17 protein-coding genes and 2 pseudogenes are annotated in these 25,336 nt (G+C 41.4%); 4 read left to right on the forward strand and 15 right to left on the reverse strand.

Annotation, left to right across the window (positions count from 1 at the left end):
- Positions 1–55: 55 nt before the first annotated feature.
- Genes ADM33_RS03550 through ADM33_RS03560 form a run of 3 tightly spaced genes read right to left on the reverse strand, consistent with a single transcriptional unit; the run spans position 56 to position 3,065 of the window.
- Positions 56–2,278, reverse strand: a complete 2,223-nt coding sequence (locus tag ADM33_RS03550) for a heavy metal translocating P-type ATPase (RefSeq protein ID WP_049503201.1) — start codon at positions 2,276–2,278, stop codon at positions 56–58.
- 9 nt (positions 2,279–2,287) lie between these two features.
- Positions 2,288–2,659: a cupredoxin domain-containing protein gene (locus ADM33_RS03555; protein ID WP_049503202.1), complete on the reverse strand. Its 372-nt coding sequence runs from the start codon at positions 2,657–2,659 to the stop codon at positions 2,288–2,290.
- Positions 2,660–2,669: 10 nt separating this feature from the next.
- Positions 2,670–3,065: a CopY/TcrY family copper transport repressor gene (locus tag ADM33_RS03560; protein ID WP_049503217.1), complete on the reverse strand. Its 396-nt coding sequence runs from the start codon at positions 3,063–3,065 to the stop codon at positions 2,670–2,672.
- A 206-nt stretch (positions 3,066–3,271) separates the two neighbouring features.
- Between ADM33_RS03560 and ADM33_RS03565 the strand changes: the two genes are divergently transcribed.
- From ADM33_RS03565 to ADM33_RS03580, 4 genes are read left to right on the forward strand one after another with little or no spacing between them, the layout of a single operon-like run.
- Positions 3,272–3,952 carry an amino acid ABC transporter permease gene (locus ADM33_RS03565; protein ID WP_049503203.1) on the forward strand — a complete coding sequence of 227 codons (681 nt, stop codon included), beginning with the start codon at positions 3,272–3,274 and terminating at the stop codon, positions 3,950–3,952.
- A complete protein-coding gene (locus ADM33_RS03570; RefSeq protein ID WP_049503204.1) occupies positions 3,912–4,589 on the forward strand; it encodes an amino acid ABC transporter permease in 678 nt (225 codons plus the stop codon). Before ADM33_RS03565 ends, ADM33_RS03570 begins: the two co-directional genes overlap by 41 nt.
- Entirely contained in the window at positions 4,590–5,348 is a 759-nt protein-coding gene (locus tag ADM33_RS03575; RefSeq protein ID WP_049503205.1) for an amino acid ABC transporter ATP-binding protein, read from the forward strand.
- A gap of 18 nt (positions 5,349–5,366) precedes the next feature.
- Positions 5,367–6,233: a cysteine ABC transporter substrate-binding protein gene (locus ADM33_RS03580; RefSeq protein ID WP_049503206.1), complete on the forward strand. Its 867-nt coding sequence runs from the start codon at positions 5,367–5,369 to the stop codon at positions 6,231–6,233.
- 60 nt (positions 6,234–6,293) lie between these two features.
- Here ADM33_RS03580 and pyrE read toward each other — a convergent pair whose 3' ends face one another.
- From pyrE to ADM33_RS11895, 12 genes and pseudogenes are all read right to left on the reverse strand, one after another.
- Entirely contained in the window at positions 6,294–6,926 is a 633-nt protein-coding gene (gene pyrE, locus ADM33_RS03585; protein WP_049503207.1) for an orotate phosphoribosyltransferase, read from the reverse strand.
- A gap of 31 nt (positions 6,927–6,957) precedes the next feature.
- On the reverse strand, positions 6,958–7,659 hold the full coding sequence (gene pyrF, locus ADM33_RS03590) for an orotidine-5'-phosphate decarboxylase (RefSeq protein ID WP_049503208.1): 702 nt from the start codon (positions 7,657–7,659) through the stop codon (positions 6,958–6,960).
- Between the two features lie 239 nt (positions 7,660–7,898).
- Positions 7,899–9,197 (reverse strand): FtsQ-type POTRA domain-containing protein, encoded by a 1,299-nt coding sequence (locus ADM33_RS03595; protein ID WP_049503209.1) that lies wholly within the window; start codon positions 9,195–9,197, stop codon positions 7,899–7,901.
- A 9-nt stretch (positions 9,198–9,206) separates the two neighbouring features.
- Positions 9,207–10,265 carry a UDP-N-acetylglucosamine--N-acetylmuramyl-(pentapeptide) pyrophosphoryl-undecaprenol N-acetylglucosamine transferase gene (locus ADM33_RS03600; protein ID WP_049503210.1) on the reverse strand — a complete coding sequence of 353 codons (1,059 nt, stop codon included), beginning with the start codon at positions 10,263–10,265 and terminating at the stop codon, positions 9,207–9,209.
- A 1-nt stretch (position 10,266) separates the two neighbouring features.
- Positions 10,267–11,619: a UDP-N-acetylmuramoyl-L-alanine--D-glutamate ligase gene (gene murD, locus ADM33_RS03605; protein ID WP_049503211.1), complete on the reverse strand. Its 1,353-nt coding sequence runs from the start codon at positions 11,617–11,619 to the stop codon at positions 10,267–10,269.
- 95 nt (positions 11,620–11,714) lie between these two features.
- Entirely contained in the window at positions 11,715–14,420 is a 2,706-nt protein-coding gene (locus ADM33_RS03610) for an FtsX-like permease family protein (protein WP_049503212.1), read from the reverse strand.
- Position 14,421: 1 nt separating this feature from the next.
- Complete coding sequence (locus ADM33_RS03615; RefSeq protein ID WP_000323392.1) at positions 14,422–15,123, reverse strand: ABC transporter ATP-binding protein; 702 nt, start codon at positions 15,121–15,123, stop codon at positions 14,422–14,424.
- Between the two features lie 211 nt (positions 15,124–15,334).
- Complete coding sequence (locus ADM33_RS03620; protein ID WP_049503213.1) at positions 15,335–16,519, reverse strand: hypothetical protein; 1,185 nt, start codon at positions 16,517–16,519, stop codon at positions 15,335–15,337.
- A gap of 3 nt (positions 16,520–16,522) precedes the next feature.
- On the reverse strand, positions 16,523–17,110 hold the full coding sequence (locus ADM33_RS03625) for an ATP-binding cassette domain-containing protein (RefSeq protein WP_049503214.1): 588 nt from the start codon (positions 17,108–17,110) through the stop codon (positions 16,523–16,525).
- A gap of 843 nt (positions 17,111–17,953) precedes the next feature.
- The gene (locus ADM33_RS11890; protein WP_414716789.1) at positions 17,954–18,523 is read right to left on the reverse strand and encodes an SIALI-17 repeat-containing surface protein; all 570 of its coding nucleotides are present in this window, start codon (positions 18,521–18,523) and stop codon (positions 17,954–17,956) included.
- Positions 18,499–24,613, reverse strand: a pseudogene (gene bgaA / locus ADM33_RS03640) (LPXTG-anchored adhesin/beta-galactosidase BgaA); the annotation flags it as partial. The gene ADM33_RS11890 and the pseudogene bgaA, both read right to left, overlap by 25 nt.
- Positions 24,614–24,822: 209 nt before the next feature.
- A pseudogene (locus ADM33_RS11895) lies at positions 24,823–24,991 on the reverse strand (YSIRK-type signal peptide-containing protein); the annotation flags it as partial.
- Positions 24,992–25,336: the final 345 nt, after the last annotated feature.

Raw genomic sequence — 25,336 nt, forward strand, 5'->3', positions numbered from 1 at the left:
ACTTGAGTACGGCAAGGTGAAGCTGACGTGGTTTGAATTTGATTTTCGAAGAGTATTAATCGACTTTAGTAAAATTAAGCATCAGAGAGCTGATTAGAACAGAGACAGAACTAAAGGCCATGGCTAATCCTGCAAGTTCTGGATTGAGCACTAAACCAAGTCCTGAAAAAACTCCTGCTGCAATCGGAATACCAATGAGGTTATAGATAGAAGCCCAGAAAAGATTGAGTAGAATACGATTAAAGGTCTTCTTACTCATATCAAAAGCACGTGCCAATCCTAGTAAATTGTTGGTTGTAAGGACAAGATCTGCTGATTCGATAGCAATATCTGTACCAGAGCCCATGGCAATTCCGACATCGGCTACACTGAGGGCCGGCGCATCATTGATACCATCTCCAACAAAGGCCAATTTGCCATTCTTTTGAAGCTTGTGAATTTCATGTGCCTTTTCCTCTGGCAAGACATTTGCGATCACTTCTTCGATTCCAATTTGCTCTGCAATCGCATGCGCTACTCCAGCATTATCTCCAGTAAGCATGACCGTTCTAAGACCACGTTTTTTCAATTTGGCAATAGCTTCTCGAGCATTTTCCTTAGGGACATCCTGCAAGGCAATTAAGCCTTTTAACTCACCATCCACGGATAGGAAGACAACTGTTTTTGCTTCTTTTTCAAGTAAATCAAATCGTTCTTGATAATCATGTGGAATAGCAAGATCATCTAAGAGTTTGGCATTCCCAAGCAAGACTTGTTTACTATTAATAATCCCAGTCACACCTTTTCCATGCAAGGCTTGGAAGTTTTCCACTGGGTAAAGGCTAATTCCTAGTTCAGATGCACGATTAACAATAGCTTGAGCTAGCGGGTGTTGAGATACATCTTCCAGTGAAGCAGCCAAACTTAGCACTTCTCTTTCATCTCCGATAACATCTGTCACTACTGGCTTCCCTTCGGTCAAGGTTCCTGTCTTGTCAAAAACAACCGTTTGGACTTTTTGGATTTCCTGTAAAACTGTACCATTTTTGAGAAGAATCCCCATCTTGGCACTTCGTCCTGTTCCAACCATGAGTGCTGTCGGTGTCGCGAGTCCTAGTGCACAAGGACAGGCAATTATCAAAACAGCAACTCCGTAGAGAAGTGAAGTCACAAAACTTTCACCTAGGAAAACAAACCAGATCCAAAAAGTAAGAAGGCCTAAAATGACAACTGCTGGTACAAAAATCCCAGAAATCTTGTCTGTCAAATCTTGAATAGGAGCACGACTCGTTTGCGCTTTTTTCACAAAGTCCACAATCTGAGCCAACATAGTCTCAGAGCCCACTTTTTCGGCTCTAAAAATGATCGTACCACTATTATTGATGGTTGAACCAATGACAGCATCTCCAACTGATTTATCGACTGGAATACTTTCCCCAGTCACCATTGATTCATCAATACTCGTTTCACCTTCTAAGACAATACCATCAACGGCAATTTTTTCACCTGGTCGAACGCGAATGAAATCCCCAACTTTGACTTGTTCTAGAGGTATTTGAACATAAACATCATCACGCAAAACCTCTGCTGTTTTTGCTTGTAGGTCTAATAATTTTTCGACTGCCTGCGAAGTATTTTTTCGCATTTTTTCCTCAAAAACTGCTCCCAAAAGAATGAAGAAGAGGATAAATGCAGCACTTTCAAAGTAAACGGGCAGACCAGTGAAGAGGGCAACTAAGCTATAGAAATAGGCCACTATGGTTCCCAGAGCAACCAGGGTATCCATGTTGGAATTGTGCTTTTTAAAACTAGCCCAGGCGCTTCTGATATATGGAACTCCAGCTACCAGCATAATGGGGGTTGTGGCTAAAAAGGTGCCCCAACGCATGACTTGGTGACTAATTCCTCCTGTAGACATCCCAATCATGAGAATCACAAGAGGCACAGTAAAAATACTAGTAATCCAAAAACGCTGTAAAAGACTGAGAGACTTTTTAGTTTTTTCAACAACGGTGTAGGTCCCCTTTTGCATCTTCATGCCGCATGAAAATTCATGCTCACCCAGATCTTGAGGAGTAAAACGAATGACTTTTTCCTCATCTTGAGCGATTGGTTCTAGGATCCCTTCTTCTTCGAAGAGAATCTCTTTATAACAGTTTGAAGGTGTCACACGGTGAAAAGTAATCTCAGCAGGAATCCCTTTTTGCAGTTGAATGTGGGCTGGGTGGTAGCCTTTGTCTGCCGTGATACGGATTTTTTGAACACCATTTTCAAGACTTGCTTTTACAATTTCAGTCATATCATTCTCCTATTCTACAATCATCTTACCGTGCATCATATTCATGCCACAAGAGAAACCATACTCACCTGCTTCTTGAGGAGTGATTTCAACCACATATTGCTCTCCCATAGGGAGATTTGCATGCACTCCAAAGTCTGGAAAAACGATTTGATCCAAGCAAGGTGAAGGATCTTTTCGATCAAAAATAATGCGAGCAGGTTGCGATTTTTTGAGAATAATGGTTCCTGGAGTATATCCTCCCATGACTTCCACACGGATTTCCTGATAGCCATTCTTTTGTTGGGCTCTCTTAGCATCTTCTTGCGGTTTTTTGAAAAACCAAAAGAGGATAAAAGCAATCATTCCTAAAACAACAATAGATACAAATAGATTTAACATAGCGTCTCCTTTACATACAATTACATCTTACTTCTGTTACAGCACTTGCTTTTTTCTTTGAAATCACTTCTTCCAAGCCTTCCAAGTCAGCTAGGGTAAAGTCACATTCTTCAATCAAATCAGCTAGTAAGAGCTTTATTCTGCGGGAACAAAGCTTGTCTTTAATATCCTGAACAAGTAACTTCCTGCTATCTTCCTGTGTCAACAGGGCTGAATAGACAAAGGACTTGCCCTGCTTTTCCCGAGTCAAACATTCTTTCTCCACCAAACGGGCCAAGAGTGTCTGGATCGTGGATTTGGACCAGCTAAACCTTTTCTCTAATACTTTTATGAGATCAGTACTAGTCTGTTCTCCCTGCATCCAGATAATCTTCATGATCTGCCATTCTGCATCCGAAATCTGCATCATCACACCTCCAAAATCTACATTTGTAAATTACAATTATCAGTATACTTTTAAAATCTACATTTGTCAACCAAAGAAATCACATTTTTAAAATTTATCGCCGCTATAAATATTTTTTATCACCACAATAAAAAATACATATTATCCAAAGCTCTCTTTTAATGCTACAATAACTGTATCATTTTCCTAGATGGGAGGTTCTACTTTTGGATTGGTCCATTATTGAACAATATCTACCACTCTATCAAAAGGCATTCTTTCTGACCTTGCATATTGCAGTTTGGGGAATTTTAGGTTCTTTTTTGCTGGGGCTCATCGTCAGCGTCATCCGGCATTACCGCCTTCCTGTTTTCTCACAGTTAGCAACAGCCTATATCGAGCTTTCACGAAATACCCCCCTTTTGATACAACTTTTCTTTCTCTACTTCGGCCTACCTCGAATAGGGATTGTTCTTTCTTCAGAAGTCTGCGCAACGGTCGGACTCATCTTTTTAGGTGGTTCCTACATGGCAGAATCCTTCCGAAGCGGGCTAGAAGCCGTCAGCCAAACCCAGCATGAAATTGGTTTAGCCATTGGCCTCACACCATTTCAGGTTTTTCGCTACGTGGTTCTTCCACAAGCGACAGCGGTGGCTCTACCATCCTTTAGTGCCAATGTTATTTTCCTCATCAAGGAAACTTCTGTCTTCTCAGCAGTTGCCCTTGCTGACCTTATGTACGTTGCTAAGGATTTGATTGGCCTCTATTATGAGACAGACATTGCACTGGCTATGTTGGTAGTTGCTTACCTTATCATGCTTCTACCTATTTCACTAGTCTTTAGCTGGATAGAAAGGAGGCTCCGTCATGCAGGATTCGGGAATGCAAGTACTCTTTCAGGGAAATAATCTCCTGAGAATCTTACAGGGATTGGGCGTCACGATTGGGATTTCTATCCTGTCTGTCCTCTTATCCATGATTTTCGGAACGGTGATGGGAATTATCATGACCTCTCATTCTAGAGTGATTCGCTTATTGACACGCTTCTATCTAGAATTTATCCGTATCATGCCGCAGCTAGTGCTTCTCTTCATCGTTTACTTTGGCTTAGCTCGAAACTTTAATATAAATATCTCTGGGGAGACTTCTGCTATTATCGTTTTTACCCTTTGGGGAACAGCTGAGATGGGGGACTTGGTTCGTGGAGCTATTACTTCTCTCCCAAAACATCAGTTTGAGAGCGGACAAGCGCTTGGTTTAACTAAAGTGCAACTCTACTACCATATCATCATCCCACAAGTCTTGAGAAGATTACTTCCACAAGCCATCAACCTTGTCACTCGGATGATTAAAACAACTTCCTTGGTTGTTTTGATTGGAGTTGTTGAGGTTACCAAGGTTGGACAACAAATCATCGATAGTAATCGCTTAACTATCCCAACAGCTTCCTTTTGGATTTATGGAACCATCCTAGTCTTGTATTTCGCAGTTTGTTTCCCTATTTCCAAACTATCTACTCACTTAGAAAAACATTGGAGGAATTAAATGTCTGAAACTATTTTAGAAATCAAGGAACTAAAAAAATCATTCGGAGACAATTCTATCCTCCAAGGACTTTCTCTAGATATTAAAAAGGGAGAAGTTGTTGTTATCTTAGGGCCATCAGGTTGTGGAAAAAGTACCCTCCTTCGTTGCCTCAATGGCTTAGAAAGCATCCAAGGTGGAGATATCCTGCTGGATGGTCAGTCCATCGTTGAAAATAAAAAAGATTTTCACCTGGTTCGCCAAAAAATCGGTATGGTCTTTCAAAGTTATGAACTCTTTCCTCACCTAGATGTCCTTCAAAACCTCATCCTAGGTCCTGTCAAGGCTCAAGGGAGAGACAAGAAAGAAGTCACTGAAGAAGCTTTGCAATTACTAGAACGTGTCGGACTTCTAGATAAACAACACAGCTTCGCTCGTCAATTATCTGGTGGACAAAAGCAACGGGTTGCCATCGTTCGTGCCCTTCTCATGCATCCAGAAATTATCCTCTTTGACGAGGTAACGGCTTCACTGGATCCAGAAATGGTGCGTGAGGTTCTGGAACTTATCAATGACTTGGCACAAGAAGGGCGTACTATGATTCTGGTAACCCATGAAATGCAGTTTGCCCAAGCCATTGCGGACCGCATCATCTTCCTTGACCAAGGGAAGATTGCTGAAGAAGGAACTGCTCAAGAATTCTTCACAAATCCACAAACCAAACGAGCACAAGAATTTTTAAACGTCTTTGACTTTAGCCAGTTTGGCTCATATCTATAATCAATAAAGGAGATTATTATGAAACTACTTAAACCAATTCTAACTGTTTTTGCTCTAGTATTTGCGCTTATCTTTGTCACAGCTTGTAGTTCAGGCGGAAGCTCTAATGCTTCCTCTACTAAGGCAACTGCCAAAGCTCGCACCATTGATGAAATTAAGAAAAGTGGCGAACTTCGAATCGCGGTATTCGGAGATAAAAAACCGTTTGGTTATGTTGACAACGATGGTTCTTACCAAGGTTACGATATCGAACTTGGTAACCAATTAGCACAAGACCTTGGTGTCAAACCGAAATATGTATCAGTTGATGCTGCCAACCGTGCTGAATACTTGATTTCAAACAAGGTTGATATCACACTTGCCAACTTCACAGTTACTGACGAACGTAAAAAACAAGTTGACTTTGCCCTTCCTTACATGAAAGTTTCTCTCGGTGTTGTGTCACCAAAAGATAAAGTTATCAAAGACGTTAAAGAACTTGAAGGCAAAACTTTGATCGTTACAAAAGGAACTACTGCTGAAACTTACTTTGAGAAAAATCACCCAGAAGTAAAACTTCAAAAATACGACCAATATAGCGATGCCTACCAAGCCCTTCTTGACGGTCGTGGAGATGCCTTTTCTACTGACAATACTGAAGTCCTAGCTTGGGCCCTTGAAAATAAAGGATTTGAAGTAGGAATTACTTCTCTTGGTGATCCAGATACGATTGCACCAGCAGTTCAAAAAGGTAACCAAGAACTTCTTGACTACATCAACCAAGAAATCGAAAAATTAGGTAAGGAAAACTTCTTCCACAAGGCTTATGAAAAAACACTTCATCCAACATACGGTGACGCTGCTAAAGCAGATGACCTTGTTGTTGAAGGTGGAAAAGTCGACTAATACTTTCCGAGAATAAAAAGAAATCAGGTAATCCTAGTGACTACCTGATTTTTATATACCTTAAGCTTTTTGCCAATTTTCTTGGTCTTCTTTAAAACGTTTTAGGAGGTCAAGTCCTTCTGGTGTGATGTAGCCTTCTTCTTGGGCTAGGTGAATGAGCTCACTATAGTTTGAAAGGGTTACTAGTTTGACACCAGCATCGGCAAAGTTCTTATCTGCTTTTGGTAATTGATAGCTGAAAATAGCCACAACACCAAGAACATCAGCTCCTTCACGTTTGGCAGCTGCCACTGCTTCGAGAACTGAACCACCAGTTGAAATCAAATCTTCAACAACGACCATCTTTTGACCTTGGGCTACACGACCCTCAATTTGATTTCCAGCACCATGATCTTTTGGTTTGCTACGGATATAGGCAAATGGCAAGTTCATCTTGTCAGCGATGATGGCACCATGAGGAATACCTGCAGTCGCTGTCCCTGCAATCACTTCTACTTCTGGGAATTCTGCCTTAATAGCTTCCACAAAACCATTCTCAATCAAGCTACGAGTATCTGGATAAGCAAGTGTCACACGGTTGTCCGTATAAATCGGTGACTTGATACCTGATGCCCAAGTAAAGGGTTCTTCTGGCTTGAGGTAAACGGCTTGAATTTTCAATAGATGGCTAGCAATATCTTTAGCAAGTGTCATGGGATTCTCCTTTGTATTTTAAACTATATTCTTATTTCCAGTCTCGTGTCCACTCATCCTTGATAGCACGATAAGCTGCTACTGGATCCGTGGCTTGAGTGATTGGGCGTCCAACTACGATATAGTCACTACCAATCTGATAAGCATCTGCAGGTGTCATAACTCGTTTTTGGTCTCCAACCGCAGCGCCTGCTGGTCGAATACCTGGTGTCAGACAGATAAAGTCTTGGTTGGTAGCTTCTTTGATGAGTTTCACTTCCTGAGCCGAACAAACCACACCATCTAAACCGGCTTCAGCAGTTTTCTTGGCATAATGAATGACTGATTCTTGAAGACTGGTTTGAATATTTTGAAAGTCTCTCATTTGTTCTTCAGAAGTTGAAGTCAACTGGGTAACAGCAATCAATTTGGCTTCTTTTCCAAGACCTTCTCGCGCAGCCTTCATCATCTCTACACCACCTGCGGCATGAACATTGGTCATGTCAACGCCCAGATGAGACAACACCTTCATGGCTGACTTGACCGTATTAGGTATATCATGGAGTTTGAGATCTAGAAAGACGCTATGTCCCAAGCCTTTCAAATAAGAAACAATCTCCGGACCTGTAGCGTAATAGAGCTCCATACCTACCTTTAGATAGAGGCTCTCTTCAGCTGGAAAAAGAGCTAAAAATTTCTTGACTGCCTCAAAACTTGGAAAATCAAGAGCAATAACTGGACGAGATTCGCGCATACTTTTCTCCTTTTACCTTTGTTAGCTAGAGAGCATAAAAAAGGAACCTGCCTACAGCAAGGTTCCACGAAAAATGGGTAGAATCCACCCTTTCACCGTCTAACCTTAGCTGCCTCTCTGGACTGCTTTAAAGGTTTTTTACTATTCTATTATTTAAAGCGGTACTTGTCAAGTAAAAACCAGCGATTGAACTTGTAGAAAACAGGACTCACAATCAAGCAGATAGAATGTTCTCAAGTTTATCGACTCTGTGATTGTTGGGTTGTTTGATTTTGAGTTTGTGTTTGATTCTGAGTTTGATTCCCTTGCTCTTCTTGTTTTTTCTTTTCTTCTTCCTGCTTCTTCTTTTCCTCTTCTTTAGCTTTGATTCTCGCTTCTTCTAAAGCCTTATCCGTCAAGCTATAACTATAGATCCCAACTTCCATATCAATACCGCTTGGCACTGTTAATTGAGGTTTAATCTTGCTATAGTAAGGCAATTTTTTACCTAGTTCTGATAAAGGAACCAAAACCTCATCCGTATCATACATGGTAATTTTGAGCAGATCACTGGTTACACTGCTTGGAGCCAATTCAATCGTTTTGATAGCTTGCTTAATCTCTGGGCTGACTTCAGCCAGTTGTTCAATCAAGGTTTTGACTTGCTGCTCATCGTTAAAGAGTACAGACATATAGGTTTCAGGAAGACTGACTAGACTAACTGGACTGGTTTCCACCGTCCCACTAGAAAGAATCGGATAATGATCCTCTCCAGAAACATAATAGGCTACAATCCCGTATTCCTTGACCTGGATGGTAAAATTGGTCGGAAATTGATAGTGAATGCTCGCAGATTCAATCCAGTGATTGGACTTAATCATCTCAGCATGCTTGTCTTTATTGAGGAGCAGATCAAAGGTATAGTCACTATCACGAATCCCTGAAGCCTCTTTGATTTGGTCTGCATTGGTCTCTACCGTACCAGTAACCTGTATGTTTTTCAAAGTTGAGTATGGCGTCAAGAGATAGATGGAAAAGAACAAGACAAGAAAACTTGGGATTAGAATCGTAACAGCACGCCAGATATGAACACTTGGAATAGAAGGCTTAGCAATCTTTTTCTTAGACTTAGATCTCTTTTCTTCTACTTTTGTTTCTTCAGATTTTTCATCCTCTTCTTCTACTAGTTCTGGTTCAGTAGTTTCCTCCTCATTCTCAGGAGAGGACTGGTCTTCTGCACTCTCCTTCTGCTCTTCAGGATTAGAATCTGAATCCTCTTCTGCCTCAGTATCTTCAGATAAGTCTGACTCTTGTTCTTCCTTGATCTCTTCTTCAGCCTTTTTACGCAGATATTCACGGTTCTGCTTCTGCCACTCTGATAAGGTGTTTTCTTCTTCCAGAGCTTTTGCCGCTTCTTTTTTATTGGTATCTGCTTGGGCCTTTTCTTTGGCTAGTTGGGCCTCTTCTTCAGCTTTTTTTTGAAGATATTCTTGATTTCGTTTTTGCCACTCTGACAATTCCTTGCCTTGAGTTGGCTCTTGTTTCTTATCCTTTGACATCGATTTTCCTTATGATAGATCTTTTTTTAGTAGCGCATAAAAATCCGCCACAGATTTTAATTCATGAGAATTCTTCATCGTGCTCTGGTAGTCTTCTTTGTGGGTCAAAAGCTTGCTTACTTTTTCTTCTAAAGTAGACAAGGTCAAGTCGCTTTCTTGCAACTCTTCAGCATAGCCTTTTTTCACGAAATAAGCTGCATTTTCAATCTGGTCTCCACGGCTAGCTTCACGTCCGAGAGGGACAATGACATGCAATTTAGCCATGGCAAGGAGCTCAAAAATAGTATTGGCACCACCACGAGTAATGACCACATCAGCCAGATTCATGAGCGGTTGATAGAGGTCAGTCACATAGTCAACACGATAGAGGTTTGAACTTAGTTCATTTAAACTAGCATCACCTGTCAGGTTGATGATATTGTAGCGACTAGTCAGCTCTTCCTTGTGGTCTGTAACTAATTGGTTAAAGACACGCGCCCCAGCAGAACCGCCGACGAAGAGAAGAGTTGGTAGTTTGCTATCAAAATAAGTTCTGATGTCCACCATTTCTTCGGGTTCTTCCATGATTGGGCCAGAAACCTTAGTCACAGCTCCTACATGCTCTACCTTAGTGAGACCAGACGCTTGTTCAAAAGTAGAGTACATCTTGGTCGCAAACTTATAAGCGATTTTATTGGCCAAGCCCATAGAGAGGTCAGACTCGTGGATAAAGACTGGCACTCTGCATACTCGCGCTGCAATAACAGGAGGAACAGATACAAATCCTCCCTTAGAAAAGAGGGCTTGCGGACGAAGGCGAAGCATGATAAAGAGCGATTGAATAATTCCAAAAGCAACCTTAAAGACATCAACCATATTTTGCCATGAGAAATAACGACGTAATTTCCCTGTAGCAATAGAATGGAAAGTGACATCTAAACCTGACTTGAGAATTTCATGATGCTCAATTCCGTTCTTATCACCAATATAGTGGACTTCCCAGCCATCTTCGATGAACTTAGGCATTAACAAAAGGTTGAGGGTAACGTGTCCAACCGTTCCCCCACCTGTAAATACTATTTTTTTCATATTATCCCTTTAACTCCGCTACAGTGTCGATGAAAAGATCTCCACGTACTTCAAAGTTGGCATACATATCCCAGCTAGCATTAGCAGGACTGAGGAGAACCACATCTCCTTCTTCCGCAAGTTCATAAGCCTTGCGAGTTGCATCCGCAATATCTGTCGCATCCACATAAGCCACACCTGCCTTATCGGCTGCACGTTTGACACGTTCTGCAGACTGACCGAGAATGACCATGTTCTTAAGTCCAGTAATATCTGGTACCAATTCGTCAAACTCATTACCACGGTCCAAACCACCAGCAATCAAGATAACCTTGCTATTGTCAAATCCAGACAAGGCTTTTTGAGTTGCCAAGATATTGGTTGACTTACTATCATTGTAGAATTTAACGCCATTGATTTGGTCTACGAATTGGAGACGGTGTTTAACGCCACCAAAAGCTGACAAGGTTTCATTGATGGTTTCATTATCAACGCCACGCAGTTTAGCAACAGCAATGGTTGCAAGAGCATTTTCTACATTATGGCTACCTGGAACACCGATTTCATCAGCTGCCATGACTTTTTCACCACGGAAGTAGAGTTGACCATCTTCAAGATAAGCTCCGTCAACCTTTTCAAGTGTTGAAAATGGTACTACAGTCGCATTTGTCTTTGTCGCAAGCTCTTTAGCTAATTCCTGGTTGAAGTTCAATACTAGGTAATCAGCTGCTGTCATATTGCTTTGGATATTCCACTTAGCTTCAACATAAGCTTCAAAAGAACCGTGGTAGTCGATATGGGTTGGCATAAGGTTGGTGATAACAGCAATTTCAGGATGGAATTCCTGGATTCCCATTAGTTGAAAAGAGGATAGCTCCATGACAAGGGTGTCCTTATCTGTCGCAGTTTGAGCCACTTGACTAGCAGGATATCCGATGTTCCCTGATAAAAGTCCATTTTGCCCAGCCGCAGTCAGAACTTCTCCAATCATAGTGGTGGTCGTAGTCTTACCATTTGAACCTGTAATACCGACGATTGGTGCTTCTGAGATCAGGTAGGCTAATTCAACCTCAGTCAAGACTGGAATGCCTTTTTCTAGAGCTTTTTCAATCATCGGATTGCTATAAGGGATTCCTGGATTTTTTACCATAAGTGCAAAATCTTCATCCAATAATTCCAACGGATGGCCACCAGTGACAACCTTGATACCCTCTTCCAAGAGACTTTGCGCAGCTGGATTTTCCTCAAAAGGCTTGCCATCATTCACTGTCACAATGGCACCTAGCTTGTCCAAAAGACGAGCTGCAGATTCACCAGATTTTGCCAATCCTAGGACTAATACTTTCTTATTTTCAAATTGATCAATTCGTTTCATATCTAGAACTCCATTTCTACTCTTACTATTTTACCATTTTTATGAAAATAAAAAAGCCACAAAGGGCTTTCTTATTTGTTTTTGTCCTCGATCAACTATTCTACAGACTTGAGGGCTTCTAACATATCCACCTTTCGGAGATAATGATTGACAAAAACTCCTAGGATGGTCAAAATGACACTGACGGCTAGAATTGGGATGAGATACACTTCCCAGCCGACCTTGGGTTGAAAACGGAAGGTTCCAGGTGCAATCATCTGAATGAGAAATTGATGGAGATAAAAGCCTGAGACCAATCCTACAATCATTCCAATTAGTGACAATATGATGGTCTCCCGATAGATGTAAAGGGTCACTTCTTTGTTATGAAAACCAAGAACCTTGATGGTTGAGAGTTCCCTAATCCGTTCAGCAACATTGATATTGGTCAAATTATAAAGAATCACAATGGCTAGTAGCACCGATACCAGCACCAAAATCGCCATGGTGTGATTCAGAGAATTGGCAAAACTTTCAAAGAGCTGAATGGTGGAGGCGTTTTGAACGAGGCCACTGACAGCTACCTGGTCCATAAATTCTCCTGCGACTCTTTCGGTATTGACTTCCCTTTTATCCTTGAGTTGGACCAAATATGTATTCATCTTGGGTGCTTGACCGTATATCTCCTCATAGGTTGCCTGATTCATATAGACAAAATGTCCCACATAGTGCTCGGTAATAGCACCTACTTTAAAGTTTTTCCCATCGATGGTAAAATTGTCATCAACAGAAACTCCAGCCAACTGGGCTAATTTTTCAGTCAAGACAACTCCGTTAGACAAGCCCAGTTTTTCCCCATTTTTTTCTAGGAGGACAAAGGGAGTTAGGTCATCTTGATCCGTTACCATCATGGTCACGGTCTGAACGCCAGCCTTACCGGCATAGTCTTCCTCAATCTGTTTGGAAAAAATCAAACGATAGTTTTCAACTTCATCACTCTGCAATTTTTCTTCTAGCTTGGCCTTCTCAGAATCTGAAGCTCGAGAATTGACAGAGAGAACCATCTGGTATTGTTGCAGATCCTTAAACTGCCTATCGGCCACTCCAACCACAGAGGATTGAATACCAAGCCCTGCAAAGAGAAGGGCTACTGAACCAGCAACTCCAAAAATGGTCATCAGCATACGCTGCTTATAACGGAAAATGTTGCGGGCTGTCACTTTCTGAGTAAAACTCAAGCGTGACCAGATAAAGGTTATGCGCTCCAAGAGAATTTTAGAACCCCTGACTGGTGGCTTAGGTAGTAATAATTGCGCTGCTTCTTCATGCAATTCTCTGCGAGATACAAGGTAGGCAGGTAAAACGCTAGCTATTAAGCTTAGTCCCAGAGCCAAGCAACTATAGGTCCAATAGAAATACTGCTGACTCTCACCAACAATCATTCGCTCAGTGATAATATGAGAGATTGTAGGTGCCAAGACGTAATGCCCAAGCAAGATTCCTAGAAGGGTTCCAAGAGTACCAGCAACCAGACCGTAAATCACAAACTTAGCAATGATATCCTTGCTATGGTAGCCTAGAGCTTTGAAAATCCCTGCATTGGTTCTTTCCTCATCTACAAAACGAGTCATGGTGGTAAAGGTAACCATGGCTGCAACGGCATAAAGAACGACTGGAAAGATATTCCCTACGGCACGAATACTCATGGCCGAGTTACTATACATGAGGTAACCTTGACCAGTAGGAGAACTCTTTCGATTGTAGACATGATAGGTTGGTTCTGTTAGAGCATTGACCTCATCCTGACTGGTCTGCCACTTAGCCTTTTCCTTAGTAAGATCTGTTTCGGCTTGGCTCAGCTTTTCCTTTTCTTGCTTTAGTTGTTCTTTTGCTTCTCCTAACTGACTAGATGCTTGACTTTTTTGTGGTTCTGGTAGTTGGCTCACTTGATTTTCTTGAGCTTGTAGACGCGTTTCGATTTCCTGCAGGCGTTTCTTGCCAGCTGTCAAGTTGGTTTCTGCCTCGTCTAATTGTTTCTTGCCCTCATCAAGGGACTCCTGAGCCTCCTTTTTCATTTTCACTAGTCGCGCTTGACCATTATCAGCAACTAGGTCTTTGAGAGTTGCTTCTTCTTCCTCTAGCTTCTTTTCGTAATCACTAGAGAAGGGATTGACATCTGTTAGGCTAGCAAAACGTAGGTGGGCAATCGTGTAAACAGAGCTCTTAAAATTTGCTTCAGTTACGACACCATAGGCTGCTAAGTTCCCATTACCACTGGCTGAACTCCCCATATCCGTTTTTGAGAAAATATCTGGAGAGTGGACGAAGCCTGTAATGGTATAACTATCCCGCTTCAACTGAGAATTGCTGCCCTTCTTTTGGCTCAACTGAATGACTTGACCAATCTGATAACGATTTTTCCAAAAGTCAGCTAGAGCCAATTCATCTTCTTTTTCAGGCAAACGACCTTGGGTCACCTCAAATTTTGAAATCTTTTCAGTATTTGAAAAGATCCGTATGGCATCTTCACTGTTTGCCAGAGTCAAATCTGTCATATAACCAAATTCGACATCTGCTCCTGATAAAGTTTGCAATTCTTCCTGGTCTGCCTGATCTAGACCATAATCTGCTATGACGGTCATATCTGCCGCATTAGTATCTTTCAGATAAGCCCAAGCTGTTCGCTCCATATTGGGACTGGCTACTTTGAGACCAACCACGGCCAAAGAACCCAACATCATCAGAGTTAGGATGGATAAAAACCGTCCCTTTGAACCTGTGAAAGACTGGAGCAGGTCTTTCCAATATGTCTTTCTTTTCATCTTAGTACTCCAAATCATCAATATCCTGTGGTTGAGGATTGAGGACAACACTCTTGACACTGGCATCATGCATCTGAATCACCCGATCAGCTATTGGAGCTAGGGAGGCATTATGAGTCACAATGATAACGGTGGCCCCCTTCTTACGTGACATATCTTGAAGAATCTTTAGAACCTGCTTACCCGTCTGGTAATCCAAAGCTCCCGTTGGTTCATCACAAAGGAGAATTTTAGGATTTTTAGCCACGGCTCGAGCAATGGATACCCGTTGTTGCTCACCGCCTGACAGCTGAGCTGGAAAGTTATTAAGACGGTGCCCTAAGCCTACATCCTTGAGAACCTGCTCAGGATCCAAGGCATCGGCAACAATTTCTGAAGCTAGCTCAACATTTTCCTTAGCAGTCAAGTTAGAAACCAAGTTGTAAAACTGAAAGACAAAGCCAACATCATCTCTACGATAGTTAGTTCTCTGATGAGAAGTAAAATTCGAGATATTGGTCCCATCAATCCAGACTTGCCCTTCATCGTTTGTATCCATACCACCAAGAATATTTAAAACTGTTGACTTCCCTGCACCAGATGACCCAAGGATAATGACTAGTTCTCCCTTTTCAATCTCGAAGTTGACATCCCGATTGGCTACGATTTCTGTATCACCAGTATGATACCTCTTATAGCTGTTTTTCATTTCAATGTAAGCCATCCTATCTCCTCCTCTTCTATGCCTATTTTCATCTTTATTATAACTCTTTTAATAGCAAAAAAGCCATCATCTAATGATGACTTTTTTTACGGCTCATATTTTGAGAGTCTCCTGATATTCGTTTTCCCTCGTTTTTCATAGCTAACAATAATTCGGATGTTCTTTATTATTGTTGTTTGCATGAAGTAGTTATCAAGTGGAAATAGGAAAACTAACACCTATTTAACATACTCTTTTTTCGTGAACTTCCCCATCTTTCGATAAATAGAATCCCAACTAACAAAAGGATAATCAGGCAAGGAAGTAAGACTAGCCCCATACCCCAATTCAGATTGACATTATCAATCTGCTTAGGTAATCTTCCAGACAAAATCTCCACTGAACGTAAGTAAGTAAAGGGAATCAGATGTGCAATCTTTTGAAGAGGCTGAATTGTTTGGATGCCAAACAATAAGCCGACAATCCCAATAAGTGAAAGAAAGAGGATAGGCATTTTTTGCTTGAATAAGTAAGCAATCAAGTAGACAACTTCCACAATAACGATAAAAGCTAAGAAAGCTAAGAGCAAGCTAGGAAATAACACATCTTGTATCTTCCCAATAGTTACTTCTTGATTGGTTAAGTTATAAATCGGGTAGGGGTAATCTAACTGTCCAAAACCGCTTATCAGACTTCCCACTAGAAAAGAAAATCCACAGATTCCGATAAACAGCACTGTTACATAGCTCACCCCAACTCCAAGAGAGGACATTGCAAATGAAACTTTTGAAAAAGGATATAACTGAGCTGTGTCAAGATGATTTTGATATCTTTCTGCAAAAAGTTGTGTTAGCATAAAAATAATAGCAATCACAAATAAGGTTGGGATGATAACCTCTAAAATCCAGACAATCTGATCAATTCCGTGAGTCGGATATTCTAAATTGTGGGCTTTTGTGTTCAAGGGATATAGGGCTTGGTAAATCTTTCGTTCACGGTCAACCGCCATTTTTAAGTCAGATCTAGAAGTCGGTTCCTTTGATACAATTTCATAACTCTTCTCTTCATCTTGCCACTGCAAATAGTAGGCTTCGTTCCAGCGCCCTTCTTTTAATAAAGTCAGAATTTCTGTCTTTCGCGTCAAAAGATTTTTTTGCAATTCTAAATTAATTTTAGCAATCTGGTATTCCTCCGAGTTGGTATCAGATATTTGGGAGAGTTTCTCTTCATATTCATTGATGACTCTCTCATCTTTTACAAGACGGGTTTCCAACTCGCTCTCCAAGCTGACGGAGTTTGCAGTCTGACTATTAAAATAAAAGGTAACACCGAGTCCAGATACAAATAAAGCTAAGATAATCCAGTTTAAGCGACTTTTGAAAACTTTTTTTAATAAAAATAGACTAACATCTTTCATAAACTAAACCTCTTCTATCCGTCCCTGACGAATGGTTACTACTCTATCGCAGACATCAACTAGTTCTTCTTTGTAGTGGGAACTCAAAAGAACCAGCTGCTCTTGTCTATCGATTTCTGTCAGCCTATCAAAAAACTTCTGTCGATAATACTCATCTAAACCATTTGTAATCTCATCCATGAGCCAACATTTCGCTTGACTGAGAAAATACATAGCAATCACCAAGCGTTGCTTCATGCCTAAGGAATACTTGCGAATGGGAAGGCTGATATAGTCAGACATTTCCCAGTAGGCGATTTCATCCCTTAAATTCAGGTCTGACTTCCAGATGTTTTTTATAAGACGAAGGTAGTCCATCCCACTTAAGTTTCCATCCAGCCATTCAACACTTTCAAAATAAAATAAAGAAGGAGGGACTGTTATATTTCCACTACTAATGGGAATTAAGCTACTAATGGCGCGGAATAGTGTCGTCTTTCCAGAACCATTGATAGCAAGAACTCCATAAATCATGCCATTTTTAAAGGTGAAATCTACATCTTGTAAGATGACTTGTCGCGTTTTTAAGGTAACATGAGAAAGCCTTAACATATCAAACCCTCCTTTTTCTCACTCTTTATCGATTAAAAGTCTCCGCTGTAGTAGTTTATGACTTCATCACGATAGAAATTCCAGCCAGAATCAACTTTATATTTCATAACGAGACCACGACTAGATGTTAATATAGCTATGTCTGTGGTAATTCATACTAGACTTATAGTAGGTATTCCAATCATACCGATAACTTTTAGTGACTGTCACAACAGATACACTGGATTAAAAAGACCAATTCATAACAAACTAGCTAATAACACGACTTTGACTGACTTTTCATATTTTTCATTGCATTTATATCATTAGCGTTGAAAACACTTTCATTATATCGTTTTTCTCATTTTTATGCAACAGTTCCCCATTGGTTTTAATAATATATAACACTTAGAAGTTATATGAAAGTTCTAAATTGAAGTTAGCTAGTCTTACTTTCTAAAACTAAGATTGTTTGACTAACTTAGAGGAAATATGGGACGTAATTTCATTTGACAAAATGGCTTAGGATAAGACTATCCTTGGTTTAGCTGACTAAATATTTTCAAGGGAACCTGTTGTCAATTGTAAGGTAATTTAGGAATAAGAAACCAGCTCTGTCTTATACTCAATGAAAATCAAAGAACAAACTAGGAATGTACTTGAGTACGGCAAGGCTACGTTGACGCGGTTTGAAGAGGTTTTCGAAGAGTATTATACTTTCTTGTTGTTCACTACAGTTGACAAAGAGCCAAAAAAGCGAACAAGACCAGATTCTGTTTATCAGAAAACTAGTTTTGTCCGCTTTTTATAATCGAGATGAGTCTTTTGAACCAATCTCTATGACTTAGATGTTTTTACATCATCTTATTCGTCTTCTTTTTTCTTTCCCATAGCAAACATACCAAGAAGTGCTCCTACAACACCTGCTGTTGCAAGGGTTGCATTTTCCTTAGTACCTGTTTCAGGGAGGATATTTTGATGACTTGCAGGCGCTTGGTAGGTCTTGTCTTGTGACATAGCAAGAGCTACTTGTGACTGCTCATCTCTGTATGCTGGTGTTTCACCTGTAGTTGGGGCTGAACCATTCACACCTCCAGTAAATTCTGGAACTTGGTGACTAATCCCTTCTCCACCAGGAACGCCACCTTCAAAGTGTGGAACTTGGTGGGTAGCTCCTTCTGATCCATTTACATGACCAGTGAACTCAGGGACTTCATGAATAGCAGCTTCTGCCCCATTGACACCGCCTGTAAATTCTGGAACCTCTACTACTGGTGCTGGCTCATCACCTGCTGTGCCAATGACTCCTGGGTACTCTGGGACTTCATGAACAGCTGCTTCTGCTCCATTGACACCGCCTGTAAATTCTGGAACTTCATGGATAGCTGGATCTGTTTTACCAGATACTTCTTTCTTAGTTCCGACTAAGACAATCTCATCTTGCGGTGCTTCAATAGTTTCGCGAAGTTTTTCAGTACGGCTTCCATCTAGTGCTACTTCAGTCAAGATACGTTCTTTACCTTCACGACCTGCTTGAGTTACACGAGTTTCACCTTCTGCTAGAGTTGGATCTTCTTTCTTCACTGTCTTGAAGCTGAGAGTTTCTTCTACCACTTCTAGGCTAGGAAGCTCTTCCTGAACAGCTGGGGCAACTTTCCCAGTTTCAACCTTTTCTTTGGTCAATTGGATACGGTATTCCTTGACGTGTTTACCACTTTCTGAAACGAGACGTACCAAGACTGGAAGTTTATCGTCACCACTATCGACAACTGTTACCGCTACGTTTTCACCAGCTTCAACGGTCACTTTAGGACGGTTTCCACTATAAGTTACTTGGTAGTCTGCACGATCTTCTGAGAAGTCAGCAAGCTCTTTACCATCTACTAGAAGTTTAGAAGCTGTATTGTCTTTAGGAGCTTCACTTGGAGCGATAAAGGCCATTTCAGTGATAGCCACACCCTTCTTGTCTGCTTTTCTGTCCATGCGCCATCTCATAGCTTTAGCTTTGACCGGTGCAAAGGTTACATGGATGTCAGTTCCTGCTTGAACTTCTTGATCCGCACGGTATTCAACTTTCTCCCAGTTAGAAGGAGTGTTGAATGGATGTTCTGGATCGTATGGTTGGTAGTTAGAGTAATATTCTGGTGAATCAAATTCTGGTCCCACATAGCGTTCTAGAACAAGTTTAGAAGGTGCATCTGTTCCACCATCTGCAAAGAAGCGAATGCTTCCTTCAGCTACTGTACGTTCAACAATCTTACCATTTTCTCTGAAGATAACCCCTACTGAGACTTCTGGATTATCAGATGGACTTGCAGACCAGTTAGTCCAACGACGGGTTTCATCATCTGAACCATCGTTAACATAATCTACACGGTCATGAGAGTTTGGATCAATATCGTTAGTTGCTGAGGCAAATGAACGGTTGCTATCGTCATCGAAGTCTGGGTTGTCTGAAAGATTTTCTCCGAGTTTGTCTGTTACACGAACAGCTACTTCAGCAGTTAAATCAGTACCCAAAACGCGACCATGAACTGTAAATTCACCTGCTTTTGTTAGATTTTCTGCTGGAACTGCTTCCCAGTCAACAGCCAAGTCTTTCACTTCATAGTCAGATTTTCCTGTGAAGTAAACAGGAACTTTTGCTGGTAGCTCAAGCGTTTGTCCTTTAGCAACCAAGCGAGATGATTTGGCAACAGCAACAGGTTTACTTGCGAGCAAATCTTTATCATTTGTGAAGTGTAGACGGTATTCACCTAGGATATCTCCGTTTTCAGCCTTGACAACAACACGAACTGGATCTCCTTCACCTACGCTTGGTACAACTGTTGCAATACCATTTTCAGTGACACTTGCTGTAACAACTGGAGCTTTTCCTTGGCTTGCTTCTAGATAGTAGTCAGTCAAGCCTGGGTTAAAGTTTGGCAAATCTTTTCCATCTACTTGAATTTGTGCTTGAGCATTCTTAGCTGCAGCTACTTGTTTAGAGAAGATTTGCATTTCTGTAATAGAAGTACCCCATTTACCATCTGGTCTAACCATGCGGATACGAACTGCGTAAGTATTGACTTTATCAAAGCTAAAGTGGGTCATTTCTCCAGCTCTGACTTGATCAGGAGCCTTGAGATTTGTTACTTCTTTCCAGTTTTTATCGTCATTAAAGACATGGTCTTCGCGTGCTACGAAGCTTGGATTCTTAGGAACTGTTGGAGTTGCTGAACCGACATAGTATTCGATGACATAGGATTTAGGTGCACCAACACCGTGGTCTTCGTGGAAGGCTACATTGAGGTTATCCACTGAACGTTTAGACATGATACCAGAGTCACCAAAGAGAATTCCTACGGATGCTTCACTTGTACGGTTCCAGTTTGTCCAGCGGTTTGCTGGTTGGTTGTTATAAGAAATTAGTTTGTCATTGACATTGGCTACTGAGTCACTTGGATTTGAGTCTGATGCAAAGGCAAGTGGCAATTCTGAACCAGTCCACTGGTCAGAAATATTTGCACCAGTTTCTGTCTGAGCAGACACACGAACATGAAGTTTAGTTGGTAGTTGAGTACCTTCGACATGTCCTGTCACAGTAAACTTGCCTTCTTGTGCGTATTGGCTTGGTTCAATTGCGTCCCAAGTTACTTTAGCTGAAGATACTTGGCCATTTGAGTGATAAGTACGAACGCTCTCTGGAAGTTGAGGAGCTTCTGCAACTGGAGTAGTTACGCTCACTTCTTCGACAGCAATGATACCTTCGACAGATACCTTAGCATGTGCTTCTTTCTCAATTCCTTCAACTTTACCTAGGACTTCAAAACTATGGTATTTAGCAAGGTCTTCCTTAGCAACTGCTTGCCAAGTCACCTTGTGAACCTTCGGAAATCCTTTGTCATACTCTACAGTTACAGTAGCAGGTAGACTTGGTTCTTGGTTCAAACCTGTCACGACACTAACTGGACGGATGGCTTGGACGACTTTATCTTCAGTATTTGCTTGAATGTTCAAGTCAATCTGGCCTTCTGCTCCTTCAAATTGAGCTTTCAGAGTTACTTGACCAGGTTTGTGCAATTCAAGCAGACCTTTACGAACGGCTACATCTCCTTCACCTGTAGTTGAGAAGGTAACCTTATCAGCTTTCAAGACTGCTTGTGTACCGTCTTGATAGTGAGCCAAGACCTTGATACCGACAGTTTGGTCTTCTTTCAAAGTAGCTGCATTTTCAACTTCTAGGCTCAAACGTTCAATTTGTGGAGCTTCTTGTAGGAATTGGATAGCATAGGTTTGTAGTGGGCCACCATCGTTTGGTTGAACATGGATGCTTGCACGCATACCATTTGCTTCATTAGCTTGAATAACTGTCACTTGAGCATTTTCAGCTGTAGCTTTGACCTCTGGCAAGGCTGCTCCATAAGCAAGCTTGTGATATTTTACAGGTTGGTCTGTTGAAAGACCTTCAACCGCTTGATCTGCTACAGTTACACTTGGAACTACTGGATTAGCAGCTTCCCCTTCTGCAACTACCAAGGTCGCAGCGATTTCTTCATCTTCTAAAATACCTTTTGCTGGGATGCGAGAGCCTGGGATTGCTAGTTTAGCTTGGTCTTCAGCAGCAATTTCCCACTTATTAACATCATAGCTTGATACAGTACCATCTGATAATACGTAGGAAACAGATTTGTCAACTGAATTTAGGTCTGTATTTGGAGCGATTCTCTTGACTACAGGCAATTCTGCTTCGAGAGCCAAGACTTCAACACGCGCTTCTACATCACGTCCATCTGCTACACCCTTAACAGTCACAATTCCTGGTTCATTGACATCAACTGCTGACCATTCTACTGGCAGTTTGGCGCGACTACCATCACTGTAGATAAAGGCTACCTTCTTAGGCATTTTCGGTGCTTGACCGATAACAGTACGGACTTTAGCAACTTCTGTACCCAAGACAGTTTTTTCAGCTTGGTCTTTCTTACCTGTAAAGATTGTAGTTTGATCAGATTTCAAGAGATCAGAGTGAGCAGTCAAGGTAAATTTACCAGCTTGCTCAGTTGATTTGACAATGACAACACCCTTACCATTGAAGGCCTTACGAACCCATGAACCGTCAGCTTGCTCTTTGTAACGTTCACGGCTTGCTTGTTCACCGTTATCCACACCGACAATCTGACCTTGTCCATGCAACTGGAAGCGAACAAGGTTATTGGCAGTTGGAACTACATTACCAGCGCTATCAACGATTTCGTAGTAAATATAAGTGAGATCTTTTCCGTCTGCTGCGATAGCATTTTCTTCTTTGACTAGGCGAACACCTGCAGGCTCACCAGCAGTCGTAACCTTATCACGAGCGACTTCATTACCAGCCTCATCGCGAGCTACTGCTTCCAAGGTTCCAGGTTGATAAGCAACCTTCCACTCAAGGTAAAGTTCATTTGCATTGGCACCTTCTTGGTAAGTACGGCCATCGCTTGTTTGTTTCTTATTAAAGGTTTTCTTACCTAGGGACTCACCATTCAAGAATAGTTCCACACTGGCAGCATTTGAAAATGCACGAACAGGAATCTTACCATCTGCGTCCGCTACATTTGCTTTCAGAGTAGAATCTTCCCAGTTCCAGTGAGGAAGGAGGTGAACCATTGGTTTCTTCTGAGCAGAAACCCATTGGCTTTGGTACAAGTAAAAGTCATTCTTAGGAATGCCAGCTGTATCTACGATACCAAAGTAAGAACTCTTAACTGGTGTGTTGTTTTGGTTGTGCCATGGAGTAGGCTCACCGATATAGTCGGTACCTGTCCAGATAAACTGACCAGCATAACCAGCATTGTCACGGTCAAAAGTCCACGATGCAGTGGCTGTTTTACCCCAACCAACACGGTCATTACCATAGTCTGATTGCTCATAGTGACGGTAAGCTTGGTTGCTGTGGACTAGTTCACTTTCTGGACGGAAATAGCTACCACGAGTACGAGTTGCTGAAGAAGTTTCTGAACCGTAAATCAACCAATTTGGATGTTTCGCACGCAGCTTCTTGTAGTTGTCTTCTGAATAGTTAAATCCAACCGCATCAAGTTCGTTCGCAATCTTTTCATGATCACCACTACCATCACCAAAGCGGAACTTGTCTGCTCCCATAGTGACATAGCGTGTTTTATCAACAGCCTTGATCACTTGCACCAAGCGTTTAACCGTTGCTAGAGAACGAGCTTTACCGTCTGCCTCACCGATTTCATTACCGATAGACCACATGACGATAGCAGGGTTGTTCTTGCCTCTTTCGACCATTGTACGTAGGTCAAAGTCAGACCATTTTTCACCTTTTTTAGCATCTGGGTGAGTAGCGTCCTTGTCAAAGAAACGTCCGTAGTCATACTGTTTCTTACCACCGTACCAAGTATCGAAGGCTTCTTCTTGCACCAACAAACCTAGTTCTGCAGCGATCTGCAAGGTCTGCTCACTAGCTGGGTTGTGGGTTGTACGGATAGAGTTGACACCCATATCCTTCATCTGTTTCAGACGACGGTATTCTGCCTTATAATTTTCTTCAGCCCCTAGAGCTCCGTGATCGTGGTGAAGAGAAACTCCATGGAATTTAATGCGTTCACCATTCAAAGAGAAGCCTTCATTTGGTGTCCAGTTATAGTAACGGTAACCAAACAAGTCCTTCTTGGCATCGACCAATTGGCCGTCACGATAAACACGAGTCACTAATTCATAAAGAGCTGGTTTATCGTTAAGGACTGTCCAGAGTTTTGGTTTCTCAACTTGTAAAATAGCATTTAGGCTAGTTGATTGATGAGCTTTCAAGACTTGGCTATCTGTACGAACCACGTCCGTTACAGCCTGACCATTTCTTTCAATAATTTGGTATTCAGCAACAATTTCATGATCTTTGTCATCTGTATTGACGATCTTACTTGTTACATGAGTATCAACCTTACCATTTTGTTGTTTTTCAAGGTCTGGTGTTAAGATCGTTGTTCCATTTTTCTCAGCATGAACCTTATCTGTGACTTGAAGGGTAACATCGCGGTAAATACCACTTCCTGAGTACCAACGGCTACTTGGTTGTTTATTGACCGCATGTACAGCCACGACATTTTCACGACCGTCTTTATTGAGATAATCAGTGATGTCATAAGAGAATTGGTTGTAACCATTTGGATAGTGACCAACTAGCTGACCGTTTACATAGACTTGCGAATCCATATAAACACCATCAAAGACTAGGCGAACATTCTTGTTAAGGTCTTTTTCATCTAGTTTAAAGGTCTTGCGATACCAAGCATCACCACCATTGAGTTGGCCACCTTCGTTTTGGGCAGGAGAATCATGATCGAAGTCATTGTAAATACTCCAGTCATGAGGAAGGTCTAATTTCTTCCAGCTTGATACATCTGCATCTGGTTTGATAGCGTCTTTGGCATTGGCATTGAGTTTAAAATGCCAGTTTTGGTTAAATTCTATTTTACGGTCCTCAACCAATTGATTTACCTCCTCACTGGTAGCCGGTTTTAGGTCCGGTTTTTCCGTTTGAGCAGATTGATCTTGAGTAATTGCTTGAGGTTTCTTATCTAACATGGAATCCACTTTTTTATCAGAATCTGATTGTACAGTTTGGTCGTCCTGTGCCTTTTCAACTGCATGAGCTGGTGTAGCAACTTCACTTGCAGCTGATTCAGTTGATGCCGGTTGTTCTAGACTTCTTGTTTCACCAAGTTCCTCTTTATGAGAATCATCCTCTACCTTTTCTGTAGCAACTGTAATCGGAGTTTCTTCCGCAGCTACCGGATTTGCACCAGCTACACTTGCTCCAAATAAGACTGAGCAAGTACCGATGACTACAGAACAAGTTCCAACGGTAAATTTTCGGATACTATACACTCTTTTTCGATTCCAATGATCTTTTCCCATAAGATCCTCCTTATATTCGTAACCGCTTCCATTTTTGTGTAAGCGCTCTACTTTTTCAGTAGTATTTTGCTTCTATTTTATAAAATAATATAAGAAACTTCAATACTGGCAGCATAAAAATCATACTTTTGATTCTTTTTTCTATAATTTGTAGAAAACTTTAAAAATCTGAATGTACATTTAGTGAATGATTTTACTAAAAAAGGCGGTAGGACAGAAATCGATAGACAAAGTCTCGATTTCGTAGTCCCAGCCTCGCGAGGATGATTAGGAGCTTTTTGGAGTCTAATACTCAATGAAAATCAAAGAGCAAACTAGGAAGCTAGCCGCAGGTTGCTCAAAGCA

The organism is Streptococcus oralis (assembly GCF_001075875.1).
Taxonomy (GTDB): domain Bacteria; phylum Bacillota; class Bacilli; order Lactobacillales; family Streptococcaceae; genus Streptococcus; species Streptococcus oralis_I.

Excerpts from the sequence above, each read along its gene's own strand:
- ADM33_RS03550 (WP_049503201.1), bottom strand. The coding sequence starts at position 2,278 with ATGACTGAAATTGTAAAAGCAAGTCTTGAAAATGGTGTTCAAAAAATC.
- ADM33_RS03555 (WP_049503202.1), bottom strand. The coding sequence starts at position 2,659 with ATGTTAAATCTATTTGTATCTATTGTTGTTTTAGGAATGATTGCTTTT.
- ADM33_RS03560 (WP_049503217.1), bottom strand. The coding sequence starts at position 3,065 with ATGCAGATTTCGGATGCAGAATGGCAGATCATGAAGATTATCTGGATG.
- ADM33_RS03570 (WP_049503204.1), top strand. The coding sequence starts at position 3,912 with ATGCAGGATTCGGGAATGCAAGTACTCTTTCAGGGAAATAATCTCCTG.
- ADM33_RS03575 (WP_049503205.1), top strand. The coding sequence starts at position 4,590 with ATGTCTGAAACTATTTTAGAAATCAAGGAACTAAAAAAATCATTCGGA.
- ADM33_RS03580 (WP_049503206.1), top strand. The coding sequence starts at position 5,367 with ATGAAACTACTTAAACCAATTCTAACTGTTTTTGCTCTAGTATTTGCG.
- pyrE (WP_049503207.1), bottom strand. The coding sequence starts at position 6,926 with ATGACACTTGCTAAAGATATTGCTAGCCATCTATTGAAAATTCAAGCC.
- pyrF (WP_049503208.1), bottom strand. The coding sequence starts at position 7,659 with ATGCGCGAATCTCGTCCAGTTATTGCTCTTGATTTTCCAAGTTTTGAG.
- ADM33_RS03595 (WP_049503209.1), bottom strand. The coding sequence starts at position 9,197 with ATGTCAAAGGATAAGAAACAAGAGCCAACTCAAGGCAAGGAATTGTCA.
- ADM33_RS03600 (WP_049503210.1), bottom strand. The coding sequence starts at position 10,265 with ATGAAAAAAATAGTATTTACAGGTGGGGGAACGGTTGGACACGTTACC.
- murD (WP_049503211.1), bottom strand. The coding sequence starts at position 11,619 with ATGAAACGAATTGATCAATTTGAAAATAAGAAAGTATTAGTCCTAGGA.
- ADM33_RS03610 (WP_049503212.1), bottom strand. The coding sequence starts at position 14,420 with ATGAAAAGAAAGACATATTGGAAAGACCTGCTCCAGTCTTTCACAGGT.
- ADM33_RS03615 (WP_000323392.1), bottom strand. The coding sequence starts at position 15,123 with ATGGCTTACATTGAAATGAAAAACAGCTATAAGAGGTATCATACTGGT.
- ADM33_RS03620 (WP_049503213.1), bottom strand. The coding sequence starts at position 16,519 with ATGAAAGATGTTAGTCTATTTTTATTAAAAAAAGTTTTCAAAAGTCGC.
- ADM33_RS03625 (WP_049503214.1), bottom strand. The coding sequence starts at position 17,110 with ATGTTAAGGCTTTCTCATGTTACCTTAAAAACGCGACAAGTCATCTTA.